At 56.6% G+C, this 15145-nt stretch carries 14 protein-coding genes; 8 read left to right on the top strand and 6 right to left on the bottom strand.

Going from position 1 to position 15145, the window contains the following annotated elements:
• The first annotated feature begins 18 nt into the window (after window positions 1-18).
• Window positions 19-915, top strand: a complete 897-nt coding sequence (locus tag SIK69_RS19395) for a LysR family transcriptional regulator (protein WP_319630224.1) — start codon at window positions 19-21, stop codon at window positions 913-915.
• Here SIK69_RS19395 and SIK69_RS19400 read toward each other — a convergent pair.
• Complete coding sequence (locus tag SIK69_RS19400) at window positions 854-2362, bottom strand: carboxylesterase/lipase family protein (protein ID WP_319786842.1); 1509 nt, start codon at window positions 2360-2362, stop codon at window positions 854-856. The two genes, SIK69_RS19395 and SIK69_RS19400, sit on opposite strands and share 62 nt — an antisense overlap.
• Before the next feature lie 121 nt (window positions 2363-2483).
• Here SIK69_RS19400 and SIK69_RS19405 point away from each other — a divergent pair, with 121 nt between their 5' ends.
• Entirely contained in the window at window positions 2484-3509 is a 1026-nt protein-coding gene (locus tag SIK69_RS19405; protein WP_319786843.1) for a putative phage tail protein, read from the top strand.
• Window positions 3484-4326 carry a hypothetical protein gene (locus SIK69_RS19410; RefSeq protein ID WP_319786844.1) on the top strand — a complete coding sequence of 281 codons (843 nt, stop codon included), beginning with the start codon at window positions 3484-3486 and terminating at the stop codon, window positions 4324-4326. The genes SIK69_RS19405 and SIK69_RS19410 overlap by 26 nt, the downstream gene beginning before the upstream one ends.
• Before the next feature lie 75 nt (window positions 4327-4401).
• Here SIK69_RS19410 and hglS read toward each other — a convergent pair whose 3' ends face one another.
• Complete coding sequence (hglS, locus tag SIK69_RS19415) at window positions 4402-5745, bottom strand: 2-oxoadipate dioxygenase/decarboxylase HglS (protein WP_319786845.1); 1344 nt, start codon at window positions 5743-5745, stop codon at window positions 4402-4404.
• Window positions 5746-5983: 238 nt separating this feature from the next.
• Between hglS and pcaH the strand changes: the two genes are divergently transcribed.
• The 3 genes from pcaH to SIK69_RS19430 all read left to right on the top strand — a co-directional run bounded on the left by pcaH (window position 5984) and on the right by SIK69_RS19430 (window position 8434).
• Window positions 5984-6724, top strand: coding sequence for a protocatechuate 3,4-dioxygenase subunit beta (gene pcaH, locus SIK69_RS19420; protein ID WP_319630220.1), 741 nt, complete (start codon window positions 5984-5986; stop codon window positions 6722-6724).
• Complete coding sequence (gene pcaG / locus SIK69_RS19425) at window positions 6721-7341, top strand: protocatechuate 3,4-dioxygenase subunit alpha (protein WP_319630219.1); 621 nt, start codon at window positions 6721-6723, stop codon at window positions 7339-7341. The genes pcaH and pcaG overlap by 4 nt, the downstream gene beginning before the upstream one ends.
• Before the next feature lie 166 nt (window positions 7342-7507).
• The gene (locus SIK69_RS19430) at window positions 7508-8434 is read left to right on the top strand and encodes a LysR substrate-binding domain-containing protein (protein WP_319786846.1); all 927 of its coding nucleotides are present in this window, start codon (window positions 7508-7510) and stop codon (window positions 8432-8434) included.
• 57 nt (window positions 8435-8491) lie between these two features.
• Here the strand turns inward: SIK69_RS19430 and cybB are convergent, their stop codons facing one another.
• Window positions 8492-9019 carry a cytochrome b561 gene (gene cybB / locus SIK69_RS19435; RefSeq protein WP_319630217.1) on the bottom strand — a complete coding sequence of 176 codons (528 nt, stop codon included), beginning with the start codon at window positions 9017-9019 and terminating at the stop codon, window positions 8492-8494.
• 193 nt (window positions 9020-9212) lie between these two features.
• Here cybB and gap point away from each other — a divergent pair, with 193 nt between their 5' ends.
• Window positions 9213-10214, top strand: a complete 1002-nt coding sequence (gene gap / locus SIK69_RS19440; protein ID WP_319630216.1) for a type I glyceraldehyde-3-phosphate dehydrogenase — start codon at window positions 9213-9215, stop codon at window positions 10212-10214.
• A 37-nt stretch (window positions 10215-10251) separates the two neighbouring features.
• On the opposite strand, the gene SIK69_RS19445 is transcribed toward gap, so the two are convergent.
• The 3 genes from SIK69_RS19445 to SIK69_RS19455 form a co-directional block, all read right to left on the bottom strand.
• Window positions 10252-10668 carry a GFA family protein gene (locus tag SIK69_RS19445; protein ID WP_319786847.1) on the bottom strand — a complete coding sequence of 139 codons (417 nt, stop codon included), beginning with the start codon at window positions 10666-10668 and terminating at the stop codon, window positions 10252-10254.
• Window positions 10669-10796: 128 nt separating this feature from the next.
• Window positions 10797-12236 (bottom strand): aldehyde dehydrogenase, encoded by a 1440-nt coding sequence (gene aldA / locus SIK69_RS19450; protein WP_319786849.1) that lies wholly within the window; start codon window positions 12234-12236, stop codon window positions 10797-10799.
• Window positions 12237-12447: 211 nt separating this feature from the next.
• On the bottom strand, window positions 12448-13245 hold the full coding sequence (locus tag SIK69_RS19455; RefSeq protein ID WP_319786850.1) for a YdcF family protein: 798 nt from the start codon (window positions 13243-13245) through the stop codon (window positions 12448-12450).
• A 243-nt stretch (window positions 13246-13488) separates the two neighbouring features.
• Here SIK69_RS19455 and SIK69_RS19460 point away from each other — a divergent pair, with 243 nt between their 5' ends.
• Entirely contained in the window at window positions 13489-15141 is a 1653-nt protein-coding gene (locus SIK69_RS19460) for an MFS transporter (RefSeq protein WP_374941378.1), read from the top strand.
• Window positions 15142-15145 lie beyond the last annotated feature (4 nt).

Genomic DNA, 15145 nt, shown 5'->3' on the forward strand with positions numbered 1-15145 from the left:
TGCATAGCTGGAGCCAGCATGTCACGTAGGCCGTTGCCGCTAAACGCCATAGAAACCTTTCTGGTGACCGCCCGTCATCTCAATCTGACCCACGCCGCCAAAGAGCTGTGCCTGACGCAGGGCGCAGTGAGCCGCAAGATTGCGACCCTTGAGGCGTGGTTCGGTTTCCCGCTGTTTGAACGACTGGCGCGCGGCCTGCGTTTGTCCCCTCAGGGCAGCGCGTTGTACCCGGAGCTGATGACCTCGTTTAATCAGATGCTGATGGTGGCGGAACAGGCGCGCCAGCAGCAAACGGTAGTGCGCCTGAAAGCCCCGACCTGCGCGATGCGCTGGCTGGTGCCGCGCCTGGTTGAGATTGAGCAGCGCTTCCCGGAAATGCAGATTGCCCTGACCACCACCACCGAGCATACGGTCAATTTCAAAACCGAGCCGTTCGATGCCGCGATAGTGTTTGGCCCCCACATGAACGCTGGGGATCTGCTGTTTGAAGAGTCGCTAACCCCGGTGGTCAGCCATCGTCTGGCGGACAACACCCTGTTTGCCGGGATGACGTTTTTACATCCAACCCGCGATAAAACCGACTGGTCGCTGTGGCTGGCGCAACTGCCAGACCCGCTACCCGCCGCGATGCATAAGAATCAGCACTTCGATACCATGGATCTGGCGATCACCGCTGCGTTGCAAGGTTTTGGGGTGGCAATCGCCGATGAAACGCTGGTTGAAGAGGATTTGCTCAGCGGCCGCCTGGTGCGGCCTTACGCACTGAGCGTCAAAACCGGGGCCAGCTATCGGCTGGTGGTACGCGAAGTGTCGGCCAAAGCGATCGGCCTGACCCAGTTCCGTGATGGCCTGCTTAATCCAGCGTCACATGATGGCGCATTACGCGGCGAAACAGCGCCAGCCGGGCGCGCATAAACCGATTCTCCACTTTAAATCCACGCAGCTTGTTCAGGCCGATGCGCAGCAGCCGATCGCGCCCTTTGACGGAGGCGGGCCAGCGAACCGGGCCGGGCAACGTGTCATCATCTGCGCTCGCATGGCGGGCGAAATTCACCCAGTAGTCTGCCACCTGTGAGGAAAAGGCCAGGTCGTTTTCATTAACGTAATCTCGCGTCGGTTCCACCTGGCTTAGCGTATCGAAAACATACGGCACTTCGTTCCCGTGCCATGCCCCGTTTAAATAGGTCTGATGCTCGGCCTCTGCCACATAGTCAAACCAGTAGCGCCAGCACGGTTGCCCGATGCGCTGCTGCGCCTGCATCACCACATACCCGAGCGTGGTGAAGGCCATATCGCGACATACCTGACGCCCCAGTTCTGCATCGCCCTTCACGCCCGGATACAGCAGCTTAATCAGCCCTAACCCCAAACGACGCTCCTGGCGTAGCTTTTGAATTTGTCCGGCGAGGTCAACGCCAAATACCGCCATCACGCTGGCCTCATCGCTGTTGGAGCCAACCATCATCGGGAGCGGATGCTGTCGGGCAGTGAAAAACGTTTCCAGCATCGGGTGGGGTAACACGGCATCACCGCATACCGGAACCGGGCCGGGTTTAAGCGAGCCTTCCAATGGCCAGAACGCATCGGCAGGCAACGCGCGGAGCTGTTCTGCGGTAGGATTGCTCAAGCCAAAATGAGCAGCAAGGGCTTCGCCCTGCGCCAGGGCGGCATCCAGCGGCGTATCCGGCAAGGTATAACCACTCTGAATAATCGCTTTATGAAACAGCCCGTTGGCTTTTGGTGAGGCGAGTAATGACAGCACGCTGCGTGCGCCTGCCGATTCACCGAATAACGTGACGTTGTCACTATCACCGCCGAATGCGGCGATATTGTCCTGCACCCACTTCAGGGCTGCTATCTGATCCAGCAAGCCGAAATTGCACACACGCTCGCCCTCCTCGCCCGCCAGCGCCGGATGGGCAAAGCAGCCGAGATGTCCGAGGCGATAATTGACCGTCACCACGATAACCCCGCGTTTGGCAAGCTGCTGTCCGTCGTACGGCGGCAAGCTCCCCGCACCAATGGTAAACCCGCCCCCGTGCAGCCAGACCATTACCGGCAGCGGCTGTGTGCGCACGGCGGGTGCCCAAACGTTGAGATACAGACAGTCTTCGGAAAACCGGCCTGGATCGCCGCCACCTAACTCGCGGCAGTAGTCGATGTTTTGCCAGCTGGCCGCTGAAAAGGTCTGCGCCTCGCGCACGCCCGTCCACCGCGCAACGGGTTGAGGGGAACGCCAGCGCAACGCGCCGACGGGCGGTGCGGCAAAGGGAATGCCGCGCCAAATATGGATATCGTCTTCGGCCAGCCCCAGCAGGGAACCCTGCTGCGTCTGCACTAACGGCGTGGAGGGATTATGCATCGTTCGCTTCCTTCATCTGCATTTATCCCAGTGTAAACAGTCATCGCATGACCGAACAGAGGAACTATATTTGATCACTTAATCTACCTTCGCAGTTCGCGAAGGTGAAAAAGGAGTGAAAATGAAAGTCACCGTATTTTCAGTGGAAGAGTTAAGGCATCTCAATCCAGAGAGCACAGACGCCGTCTATGTTAGCGGGTATTACCATTCCGGCGATGGCGGTGGCGGATGGTACACCTGGCAAACTGGAACGCCCCGGGAGGATAATGGCGGTACGATTATCACGTCCCTGCATCATCACGCCGGGTACTGGCGACTGTCTCACGGCGGTACCGGTGATTTCAGAATGTTTGGTATTCTGGACGATACCGTCCCGGCCGATGACGCGCTTGAGGCACTGGTCAATGATCCGACGGTAACCGACATTCGTGCCTACAGTGATCTGTGGTTTCGTCGACGACATCGCTTTCAGCGTTCCGGCATCACCCTTGATTTCCAGTCCTTCCATCTGTCCACCCGTGATATTGAACCCGCCCCGGTAAACGATCCCTTCGCCGCGGTCCTCTTTTTCCAGGGCTCGCTGGATACCGAAATAAGTCAGATCACACTGACTGAACCGTTGCTGGAGCTAACGGATATCTTTCCGGTGGATGACAGCAACCACTTTAAGGTCGGCGAGTGGTATGCCGTGAAATCTGATATCTCCGGAGGAGCGGCGGCCCGCGAGCTCCAGAAACTGGTGCAGGTCACGGCGATAACGGACGAACATCATATCCAGGTCAGCTATACCAATGGCTGGACGCTTAACCCCGGGCGGGTCATCTCCTGGCAGCGGGTGGAACCCGTTCAGGATGTTACCGTCAGATCGCTACGGTTTACCGGGGCGGGCAGTGACCAGGTGACCGGCAGTCACCCGCTGGCGTTTGAGTACGCCGTGCGGGCGAATGTCTTCGGCATTCACTCCACGGGGGTCATTCTGGCCGGTAATTATGCGCCGCTGGAATACGCACTACATTACCGAACAGTGTTCCCTGCTCAATCCGCCGGACACCGCCTGGGGCGGCGCGGGTTATCTGACTCAGCAGATCTACTGCCTGTATGGCGATATCCGCGACTGCCACGTGTCCAACGCCAGACACCTGAATGATTTTACCGCCTCGGCCTACTGCCGGGTGGAGAACTGCCATGCCGATGGACAGAGCGCAGAGAAAGGCCCGTTTGTCACGCATGGGCAGTATGAGCATGACCTGACCTACGCCGGAAATTCAGGGCTGATGACGTTTGCCAACTCGGGTGTCACCTGGGGAAACAGCGCCCGGCGTATTCATGTGAGTAAACACGTGTGTCCGTGGTTTGTGGCTCGCGTCGGGGTTAGCGATCTGACGCTGGATGATGTGGTGGTGGTGACCAACAAGACCATTCCCGGCTCAGGGATGCTGTGGGTGAATGCCGATGGCCTAAGGATGACCGGATGTAGCAGTGACGGTATATTGCGCATCACGCAAAGCTCATCGCGATCGGTACGGGCAAATCTTATCCAGCAATGCAGCTTCACGTTACCCGACGATGGCAGCACGCTGGTCGACAACAGCGTTGTGTCTCCGGTGAGCTTTAGTGACACGATTTTTCGCGGGGTAAATGGGCATACGCTGGCGGGCAAGTCGCTGTCTTTCTCACGATGTGAATTTTACGGCGGCGTGAGCGCTACCCCGGCAACCTTTTCCTCGCCGTCGCTTTCCATCCATGCATCGCGCCTTTACACCTGCGAGGTTGTTGTAGGAAATCCGGCGAATAACAGCCGGACGGACATACTCAACTTACAGGCAGAGCATAGCCGACTCGATTTTGCTCCATTGAGCGGCACACTGATGTTTTGTCAGAACCAGTTGCTGGGCACCGAACTGCTGAACCTGCCCGCCGCAGGCGACCGGGTTATTCTGGCGCAAAACATCACCCTCATCTAAGAATGCGTTCTGAAGCGCCCGGCGGCGTGAAACGTGCCGGGCCTACTCTAAGACACCTTGTTATTTCAGGCCCGCTTACAGCAACCCGCAGCGCCGTTTACTGCGGTCTTCGGCAGCCTGATACAGCTCGAACTCATCCAGTACCGGGCAACCGAGCGCTTTCTCAAACGCGGCTTTGCTGGCATTGCCGTGGCTTCTGGCCTGGGTTTCATTCCCGAGATTGGACTGGAAAATACCCGCCGCGCTCACCGGAAGGAAATCCTCATAGGTGATCGGCTGGGCCACCAGCCATCCGCGCTCGATTAACGGCTGGGGATCATCCCCGGGGCGAAACGCCTGGCGGTGCGACTCACCCGCTGGGGTCAGACGGTAGCGGAAATAGGCCAGCGCCTGGCGGCGGAGGAACATTTCGCTGTCCGGGAAGGCTTTGAACATCTCCGACAGATGCTGCTGATGGCTGAGATTGTCCTTACCGGTGCCTGCTTCGGTCAGCAGCGCATCATACAGCGCGCGCCCTTTCGGCGTGAGCGCCACACCGCGCTGTTCGATTTCACCGAAACGCGCGGTATGCGTCCCGCGATGCTCTTCGGCAAACAGCACCGGCTCTTCCAGCGCTTTGAAACTGGTCTGGCGCAGCAAAATCGGCACCTCACGGCGCGGCGGACCTTCGATCAGGACTTTCGGCTCAATGCCATATTCCGGCATCAGCTGCTGAACGCGGTCGATGTCCAGCGTGCGCGGGGTGAGATGGTTGATGTGACAGCCGGGGAAACATACCACGTCGGCAATCAGGCGGTGTTCGTTATGCAGCGCGAGGTAGGTTTCCTGCTCGACCGTGGCGTGACTATGCCAGCGGAAGGTTTCCAGCGCTTCAGTGACAAACTCTTTTGCCTCGGCCGCCGTCAATGCGCCCTGCGCATCATAATGGTCAATCAACTCACGGCAGCGCGTGGTGAAGATATCGCGCTTCGCCAGAATCTCAGCGGCTTTATCACGCAGCTCGAGGTTGTCGATCAGCTCCAGACGTAGCAGGGAAGTAAACACCCGGAACGGGTTGCGCGCCAGGGCCGCGTCTTCCACCGGACGAAACGCGGTGGAATGCACAGGCACCCCCGCCTGCGAGAGATCGTAATAGCTGACCGGGTACATCCCCATAATCGCAAACATGCGGCGCAGCGTGGCCAGTTCATCTGCCGAACCGACACGGATCGCGCCATGACGCTCAACGTTGAGGCGCGCCAGTTCGTCGGCGTTGGCCAGTTGTTCATGCAGGTGCGGGTTATGTTCCAGCACTGCCAGGTTCACATCTGCCACCAGTTCCAGTAGCGTGCCGTACTGCGGAACTTCCTGCTGGTACATCGCTGACATAGCCTGCGAAAAGTTTTCCCGAATCTCATCAGCCGTGATGGTGTTCGCCATGATGTCATGTCTCCAGTGAATATTACCTGGAGTGTACATAAGCCATTTGCGGCCGGGAGGAAGAATTTCCGAATTGTGATCGCGGATAACCTCTGGCTTTAAGCCCTGTTTTGGTGCGGTTTATAACCTGTTGTTATGCAAAAAGCCGTATAAATTCACTTTAAATTAACAATATGATTACACACACTCCAGGTGGTGATATCACAACAATAAGCCGTCCTCTGACCCGGAGCGCCCTATGAACGAAAAATGGACACCACGTGAAGTGGTGCATCGCGATTACAACAATCACCCGCCCGCCTTTGCACCCGGTTATAAAACCAGCGTGCTGCGTTCACCGCGCAATGCGCTTATCTCATTGCAGAACTCACTGTCGGAGATAACCGGCCCGGTATTTAGCCGGGACGATCTCGGCCCGCAGGATAATGACCTGATCCTCAATTACGCCAAAGACGGCTTGCCGATTGGCGAACGCATTATCGTCCACGGTTATGTCCGCGACGGCTTCGGTCGTCCGATGAAAAACACCCTGGTGGAGGTGTGGCAGGCTAACGCAGGCGGTCGCTATCGGCATAAGAAAGACCAGTATCTGGCCCCGGTCGATCCGAATTTTGGCGGCTGTGGTCGGGTGCTGACCGATGAAAACGGCTATTACGTTTTCCGTACCATCAAACCCGGCCCTTACCCGTGGCGTAATCAGGCCAGCGACTGGCGACCGTCGCACATCCACTTCTCGCTGTCGGGAGAAGCCTTTGCCCAGCGTCTGATTACCCAGATGTATTTTGAAGGCGACCCGCTGATTAAACAGTGTCCGATCGTTAAAACCATTAATAACGACGACGCGATTCGCACCCTGATTGCCGAACTCGACACCCACGCGGCGGTACCGCTGGATTGCCTGGCCTACCGTTTCGACCTGGTGCTGCGCGGCAGTCGCGCCACGCTGTTTGAAAATCGCACCCAGGGAGCCGCCCGATGAAAGACTACTTAGCTGAAACTGCCTCACAAACTGCCGGGCCGTATGTTCATATTGGCCTGGCACCCGATGCCGCAGGCTTTCACATCTTCGAGAAAAATTTCGGCCCGGTGCTGACCAACAGTCACACCGAAGGTGAGCGCATCACCATTGAAGGCCGGGTGTTTGACGGCTCCGGCACCCCGGTGCGCGATGTCCTGCTCGAAATCTGGCAGGCCAACGCCGCGGGGCGCTATAACCACCCTGCCGATCAACAGCAGGAGAAAAGCCTCGATACCGATTTCCGTGGCTGGGGACGCAGCTGTTCCGATTTCGACTCCGGTGTCTGGCGGTTTGAAACCATCAAACCCGGTGCGGTCGTGGGCCGTGACGGGCGCGTGATGGCCCCGCACGTCAACCTGTGGATTGTCGCGCGCGGGATCAACATCGGCCTCAATACCCGGATGTACTTCTCTGATGAACAGGACGCTAATCAGCGCGATCCGGTGCTGAATCTGATTGAATGGGAAGTGCGGCGGAAAACCTTAATCGGCCAGCGCGAGCAGCGCGATAATGAGGTGGTGTACCGGTTTGACATTCATCTTCAGGGAGACGCTGAAACGGTATTCTTCGATCTCTAAACGCTTACCTTTCCCGGCGGCGCATGTCTTCGGGATTTTCAACTGCCACCATCCATAACCACATGTGACACAATCAACCAATATGTTAATGATATTTTGCTAGCAAGTTATCAAATTTAAACAAGTTGTCTTGTAACGCGCTGCGCTCTGTCTTTAACATCCGGTTATGGAAAAAAACGGTCTCTTCAGTCAGCGCATTCGCTTGCGCCATTTGCATACCTTCGTCGCCGTCGCTCAACAGGGAACGCTGGGGCGCGCGGCGGAAACGCTTAACCTCAGTCAGCCTGCGCTGTCGAAAACCCTCAATGAGCTTGAGCAGCTTACCGGCACCCGACTATTCAATCGCGGGCGTCTGGGCGCACAGCTCACGCTGGTCGGTGAACAGTTCCTGAGCCACGCGGTAAAAGTGCTCGACGCGCTGAATACCGCCGGGCAAGCGTTGAGCCGTAAAGAAGGCATCAGCAGCGATGTGGTGCGCATCGGTGCCCTGCCTACCGCCGCGCTGGGCATTCTTCCGGCGGTCATTGGTCAATTCCATCAGCAGCAAAAAGACATCACCTTGCAGGTCGCCACCATGAATAACACCATGCTGCTGGCGGGGCTGAAATCCGGAGAGATTGACTTAGGCATTGGCCGGATGTCCGATCCGGAGCTGATGAGCGGCCTGAACTACGAACTGCTGTTCCTCGAATCGCTGAAACTGGTGGTGCGCCCGAATCATCCGCTGTTGCAGGAGACGGTGACCCTGAGCAAAGTGATGGAGTGGCCGGTGGTGGTCTCGCCGAAAGGCACCATTCCGCGTCAAAATGCGGAAGCACTGTTGCTGAGTCAAGGGTGCAAAATTCCGGCAGGCTGTATAGAAACATTGTCGGCGTCGCTGTCGCGCCAGTTGACGGTCGATTTTGACTACGTGTGGTTTGTACCATCGGGCGCGGTAAAAGACGATTTACGTCATGGCACGCTGGTGGCACTGCCGGTGCCGACCCAGGGCGCGGGTGAACCGATTGGGATTTTAACCCGGGTGGATGCCCAGTTGTCGACCGGGGCGCAGACGCTGCTGAGCGCGATCCGTAAATCGATGCCGGGCCATTAAGTTTTCCGGCAATAAAACAGAGGCCGGGTAAGCGCAGCGCCCCCCGGCAAACACGGCTTATTTCTTACGCGGCATCATGCGCAGCAGCGTATTGTCTTTCCACAGATAATGGTGCATCAGCGCCGCCAGCGCGTGCAGACCAATCACGTAGTAGCCAATATTGGCCAGCAGCTCGTGGTATTCCTTCAGGTTATCTGCTAACTCGAAATTCGCCACCGATGCATACGGCATAATGATACCGAACGCCATCCACGGATTGCCCCGGTTGTACATCATCACCAGCCCCAGGACAGGCAGCACGATAAACAGCACAAAGATAATCAGATGCCCTAAATGCGCCATCCCGGTCATCCACGGCTTTGGCTTCGGAACGATAGGCGGTGCAGGCTGCTTAAGGCGCACCAGTAGGCGTGTAACCATCAGTATCAGAATCGAAATTCCGCCAGAGACGTGCACCATATTGAAGATGGGGCGGTACTCGCGCGGGAAGAAACCGCGCAGCTCCATTGCTGCGTACGTAATAACCACCAGCAGAAAAACCAGCCAGTGAATGCCAATTTGCAGGCTCGAGTATTTATCTCGCATCGTTGTAAATCCCGGGAAAAAACGTGAGGAAGTTAACATAGCGATCCAGGCTTAAAAATTCATTAACTTTTCTGTATAGATTTTCAAACCCTTAGCGGTGCCTGAAAATTGTTCAGTTGCCCAATCCGAGCGGCTGGTCTAAGCCTGGAGGAGTTTATTCGCTTAATGAGATAACCCTGACTGGAGAAAATCAATGAGTAAAATTGGTATTAATGGTTTCGGTCGCATTGGCCGTCTGGTCCTGCGCCGCCTGCTGGAAGTAAAAAGCGACCAGCAAGTGGTGGCGATTAACGACCTGACCTCGCCCAAGGTGCTGGCGTATCTGCTAAAACATGACTCGAACTACGGCCCTTTCCCGTGGAGCGTAGAAAGCACCGACGACGCGCTGATTGTCGACGGCAAAAAAATTGCCGTTTACGCCGAGAAAGACGCCAAAAACATTCCGTGGAAAACGGCGGGCGTAGAATTTGTGGTGGAATGTACCGGGTTCTACACCGCCACCGATAAAGCGCACGCGCACCTTGATGCAGGTGCTAAAAAAGTGCTGATTTCAGCTCCTGCCGGGGAGATGAAAACCATCGTCTACAACGTCAATGACGATACGCTGGACGGCAACGATACGATTATTTCCGTGGCATCCTGTACCACCAACTGCCTGGCCCCGATGGCGAAAGCGCTGCACGACGCGTTTGAAATCAAAGTCGGGACGATGACCACCATTCATGCCTATACGGGTACGCAGGCGCTGGTCGATGGCCCGCGCGGGAAAGATTTACGCGCCTCGCGCGCGGCGGCGGAAAACATCATTCCGCACACCACCGGGGCCGCAAAAGCGATCGGTCTGGTGATCCCGGCCCTGAGCGGGAAGCTAAAAGGTCACGCCCAGCGTGTGCCGGTCAAAACGGGTTCGGTAACGGAACTGGTGTCGATTCTGGGTAAAAAAGTGACCGCCGATGAGGTGAATGCCGCCATCAAAAAAGCCGCCGATGGCAACGAATCCTTTGGTTATACGGAGGAAGAAATCGTCTCCACCGATGTGATTGGCAGCCATTTTGGGTCGGTATTCGATGCCACCCAAACGGAAATAACGGAGGTGGGTGATTTGCAGTTGGTGAAAACGGTGTCGTGGTACGACAACGAATATGGCTTTGTCACTCAGTTAATTCGCGTGCTGGAAAAATTCGTCAAATTGTAACTCTCAAGGCGGAGGGCTGCCCCTCCGCCAGTCTCATTCAATCGTTCTGAACCGGCGTATAGCGCAGTACTCCCGCCACCCCGCCGCCGCCGTCAGAAGGATGATGAACACCGTTGGAGACCGTTACCTCGGTGAAGTCAAACGGCGACACGCCTTCGATACAGGCCACGTTGACACCGTACTGATTGGGATTAGAACGTCGCTGATGGAAGGTGTAGATCCCGCATATCGAGCAAAAATAGTGCGCGGCGGTCCGGGTGTTAAACCGGTACTCCGTCAGCTTATCGTTGCCCTCAATCACCTGAATACCCGTCAACGGGGCAGATACCACTACCGCGCCGCGCATCCGACAAAAAGAGCAGTTACAGCGTCGGAGGGTATTAAAACCCTCTGACAGTTCAACGGTAAATTTCACCGCCCCACAATGGCACTGAGCATTCACTTTTTCCGACACAGGCACACCTCTGAGCTTATCGATGGAATAAAAAGTCTTAGCACAGAACGTTTTTTGCCGCACGTTTCTCCCCGCCACAAAAAGTCAAAAAAAGGGGCCAATTGGCCCCTTTTGTCATGTGTCGTGTCTTACGACTGCAAATAGACGACCTGGGTTTGCAGATACTCTTCCAGACCGTGGCGGCCATCAGCCCCGCCGATCCCGGACTTGCGCCAGCCCGCGTGGAAGCCCTGCATTGCTTCAAAGTTCTCTCGGTTGATGTAGGTTTCACCGAATTTAAGTCCTTTGATGGCCTTCATCGCCTTGTTCAGATCCTGAGTATAGACCGAGGAGGTCAGGCCATATTCGCTGTCGTTGGCCATGTTTAGCGCCTCTTCCAGGCTATCAAAGGCCACCACCGGCAGCACTGGGCCAAAGGTTTCTTCGTGCATGATGGTCATATCCTGACGCACATCCAGCAGCAGCGTCGGCGGATAGAAATAACCTTTGCCCTCAACCGCTTTGCCTCCGAGCACCACTTTCGCGCCCTGCTCAACCGCTGTCGCCACTTTCTGCTTAACGCGTTCCAGGGCGGCGGCGTTGATCAACGGCCCCATCGCGATGTCGGTGCGCTGGGCCGGGTCGCCAAACTGTACCGCTTTCATCGCCTCACCCAGACGATTGACGAAGCTGTCATAGATGCCTTTCTGCACGTACACGCGCTCGGCGCAGTTACATACCTGTCCGGAGTTGATGACCCGCGAATCCACAATCGCTTTCACCGCCAGATCCAAATCCGCGTCGTCGAGCACGATAGCCGGGGCTTTGCCGCCCAGCTCAAGGCACACTTTAGTGATATTTTTGGCCGCCGCGGTCATGATTTTCTCACCCGCCCCGACGCTGCCGGTCATGCTGACCATGGCCACTTTCGGGTTCGCCGCCAGCTCCTGACCGACGGTTTCGCCCCGCCCCAGCACGAGGTTAAACACCCCTTTCGGCAGCCCGATTTCGTGTACGATTTGGGCGAAGGCCAGCGCGTTATTCGGCGTGAACTCACTCGGTTTAATAACAATGGTGTTACCGGTAATCAGCGCCGGGGCGAGCTTGCGGGCAATCAGGAAGAACGGGAAGTTCCACGGCAGAATACCCGTGGTCACGCCCAACGCCCGTTTAAAGACAAAAATGTTTTCCCCCGGACGGTCGCTTTGCAGTATTTCGCCTTCATAGCGACGCGCCCACTCTGACATGTAGTCGAGATAATCGGCGGTGAACGCCACTTCAACTTCCGCCAGTTGCTGAATTTTCCCGCCTTCCGCGACGATCAGGGCGCTTATCTCTTCCGCCCGCTCACGAATACCCGCCGCTATTTTTCGCAGCCAGCCTGCGCGTTGAATGGCCGGGAGTGCCTCCCATTCCGGTTGGGCGCGCTCAGCGGCATCAATCGCCAGCTGCGCTTCTTTGGCTGTGCCATCAGGAATACGGGAAATCAGTGCCTCGGTTGACGGGTTTACCACGTCAATCCAGGCCTCGCCCTGCCAGGACACAAACTGACCGTCGATATACATAGGATGTTGTACGGGTGCTGTCATGGGTTACTCCTGTGAACGTATCGTTTTTAACAAGTGAATATATTGTTAAATATCGAGACTTCCGGGTGTGAAACCCAACCCTATGAGCCTGAATTTGTGAGACATCTCATAAAAGTGATGCGCTGAACGCGATTCAGCGCCAGACAAGGGGAGTTAACGTTTGCCCGTTTGCGGCATTTTTATCGCAAACGGGCATCAACGGGGGAGATGATTATAAAAGAGAACGGCTGGCTAACGCCTCACGCAGCAGCGCATCTTCACGCAGAACCTGCCAGGCCGCCTGCACATCGACAGGCATATCAACATGGCCGATGAACCCTTTCCCGCGCGGCCCGTAACCGTGTTCGTCATCCTGAATGCGCGGCAATTCGCCCAACAGTAGCGAGAGATAACGCTCAACGGGCCAGACGGCATCTGCTTCCTCGCTGAACGTCAGGCCATTCCTGCCGTTACATAACACCGGCAGATAACCAGGATAACTGTGCCACTGCGGCGCATCCGGGTCGGCGTGCCAGACGTGAGCGAAAGTCGCCATGGTGCGGCGCTGCATGGTCGGGTCCTGCACCACAATCGCGTTTTGGCAGGTCATCCCTCGCGCTTTCATCAGCTCACGGGTGAAACGGGCATTCTCACCGCAGTTGGTGGATTTGTCTTCGACGACGATGCGCTCCCGCGGGATGTTCCAGAACTGATGCGCGATATCGGCAAGAATTGTCGCCTCGGCAAGCCCGGTAGTGCGCAATGTGTTGTAGCGCGGATGGCGGGCGACCGCCGAATAGAGGAAGGTGGTCGAGTGACCAATCCCGCCGCTGATTAGCAGCGTGCGGTTCTCTGCCGCCAGTCGACAGGCGGCGTCAATGGTCGGCATGACCGCGTTACCCGCCAGGACCACGATATCCGCCTCAACGTTCACCGGCGGCGTAGCAAAATCATTTTGCGCCAGCCATTCGCCTACGCGGTTGGCGGCGTGCAGCGTTGTTTCATTCAAATGTGGAAAGGTCGTTAGCATAAGGCTCCCTTCTTTCGATTGTGATACCACAGGGTAACGTCCGCGGCGGATGATGACAGTAGATCTCTCCGAAAGCGAGCGAGTGGCGCTATTACCCGTCTTTCACGCGGACTTTTTATTCAGAATGGTTTTGTTACACTATGCATATATTCACTTGAATAATGTTTTGTAACAGGATTACAATCATTAGCCCGCTAACGATTAACTTTCCAAATACAATTTCTGTAAGGTCTAAGGGATAAGATGCGCCTGCCGAAACGCGATCCTTACGCGCCACACGACTGGGCACCGCACGAAAAGCCCGCCCTTCTCGGCTCGCCTTCCACGCCGGAACACACCGCACCAAAGCGTATCGCTTACGGGATTGTGGGCCTGCTGGTGTGTCTGACGGGCGCACTGGGCAACGCCGTTGTTACCGCCAACCTGCAAAATTTGCAAGGCACCTTTGCCGCCTGGTCCACTGAAATCGCGTGGCTGCCCGCGGTATATGTCATGACGAACGTCTCGATCAACCTGCTGCTGGTTAAATTCCGCCAGCAGTACGGGCTGCGCGCTTTTACCGAAGGGTTTCTGGTGCTATATGTACTGGTGACCTTTTTCCATCTGTTTGTGAACGATCTCAGCAGCGCCCTGATGGTGCGCGCCGCCCACGGCATGGTGGCGGCGGCACTCAGCTCATTGGGGATTTACTACCAGATTCAGGCCTGGCCCGCGCGCCATCGCCTGAAAGGCCTGACGATTGGCATTACCGGATCGTCGTTGGCGATTCCCCTCGCCCGCCTGTTTTCCACCGAACTGTTACAGCTAGACGAATGGCGCGGCCTCTATTTCTTTGAACTCGGGCTGGCGTTGGTCTGCCTGGCCTGCGTTATCGCCCTAAAATTACCGCCAAGCGATCGTAAAAAGGTATTCGAGAAGAAAGACTTCGTGACCTTTTTCCTGCTGGCTCCCGGCATGGCACTGCTGTGTGCAGTGCTGTCCCTCGGGCGACTCGACTGGTGGTTTGAAGCGCCCTGGCTCGGCTGGTCTCTGGCGCTGGCGACGGTGCTTATTATCAGCGCTATCGTGTTTGAACATAACCGCAGCAACCCGCTGCTCAACACCCGCTGGCTGTCGAGCGGCAGCATTGTGCGTCTGGGGTTGATCATGCTGCTGATCCGCATCGTACTGGCGGAACAGAACACCGGCGTCATCGGCTGGCTGCAATATGTCGGGCTGCAAAACGAGCAGATGATCCCCCTGGCGTGGTCGATTTTTGCCGGGATTACCTGCGGTATTGTCGCCAGCTGTTTAACCCTCAAACCTCAGCGCCTGGCCTGGCCAATTGTCACCTCACTGGCGCTGATGGTGGTCGCCTCTTTGATGGACAGTCAGTCCAGCAGTCTGACCCGACCTGACCAGCTGATGGTCAGCCAGTTCTTACTCGGCTTCGCCAGCGCCTTTTTCATCGCCCCGTCGATGCTGGCGGGCATTGGCGGCGTGATCGCCGACCCGCGCAATCTGGTCAGTTTTTCAGTGCTGTTCGGCATGAGCCAGAATATCGGCGGCCTGCTCGGCTCCGCTATTCTCGGCACCTTCCAGACCTGGCGGGAAAAGTACCATTCGGCGATGCTTGCCGAACAGCTCACGACCCTCAATCCCCTGGTGACCGAGCGCATTCAGCAGTACAGCCAGTTGTTTCAAAGTCAGATTGGCGACAGCTCGCTGCTCGGCGTGCAAGCGCTGACGCAGTTACAAACCGTCGGCACGCTGCAGGCCAATATTCTGGCCTATAACGATACTTATTTGCTGACCGCCTGCATCGCAGGCATGACGCTGGTGTGGATCTGCTGGCGGCTGTTACGCCTGCGCATTACCGCCCATCTGGCATTAAAGAAAAATACAGGAACCCAATAATTAT

It is taken from the genome of Scandinavium lactucae (assembly GCF_033843265.1).
GTDB lineage: Bacteria > Pseudomonadota > Gammaproteobacteria > Enterobacterales > Enterobacteriaceae > Scandinavium > Scandinavium lactucae.

Bases quoted from the DNA above. Each gene is read 5' to 3' on its own strand.
- SIK69_RS19455 (WP_319786850.1), bottom strand. From the start codon at position 13,245: ATGCTAACGACCTTTCCACATTTGAATGAAACAACGCTGCACGCCGCC.
- cybB (WP_319630217.1), bottom strand. From the start codon at position 9,019: ATGCGAGATAAATACTCGAGCCTGCAAATTGGCATTCACTGGCTGGTT.
- pcaG (WP_319630219.1), top strand. From the start codon at position 6,721: ATGAAAGACTACTTAGCTGAAACTGCCTCACAAACTGCCGGGCCGTAT.
- SIK69_RS19430 (WP_319786846.1), top strand. From the start codon at position 7,508: ATGGAAAAAAACGGTCTCTTCAGTCAGCGCATTCGCTTGCGCCATTTG.
- SIK69_RS19395 (WP_319630224.1), top strand. From the start codon at position 19: ATGTCACGTAGGCCGTTGCCGCTAAACGCCATAGAAACCTTTCTGGTG.
- SIK69_RS19400 (WP_319786842.1), bottom strand. From the start codon at position 2,362: ATGCATAATCCCTCCACGCCGTTAGTGCAGACGCAGCAGGGTTCCCTG.
- pcaH (WP_319630220.1), top strand. From the start codon at position 5,984: ATGAACGAAAAATGGACACCACGTGAAGTGGTGCATCGCGATTACAAC.
- hglS (WP_319786845.1), bottom strand. From the start codon at position 5,745: ATGGCGAACACCATCACGGCTGATGAGATTCGGGAAAACTTTTCGCAG.
- gap (WP_319630216.1), top strand. From the start codon at position 9,213: ATGAGTAAAATTGGTATTAATGGTTTCGGTCGCATTGGCCGTCTGGTC.
- SIK69_RS19460 (WP_374941378.1), top strand. From the start codon at position 13,489: ATGCGCCTGCCGAAACGCGATCCTTACGCGCCACACGACTGGGCACCG.
- SIK69_RS19405 (WP_319786843.1), top strand. From the start codon at position 2,484: ATGAAAGTCACCGTATTTTCAGTGGAAGAGTTAAGGCATCTCAATCCA.
- aldA (WP_319786849.1), bottom strand. From the start codon at position 12,236: ATGACAGCACCCGTACAACATCCTATGTATATCGACGGTCAGTTTGTG.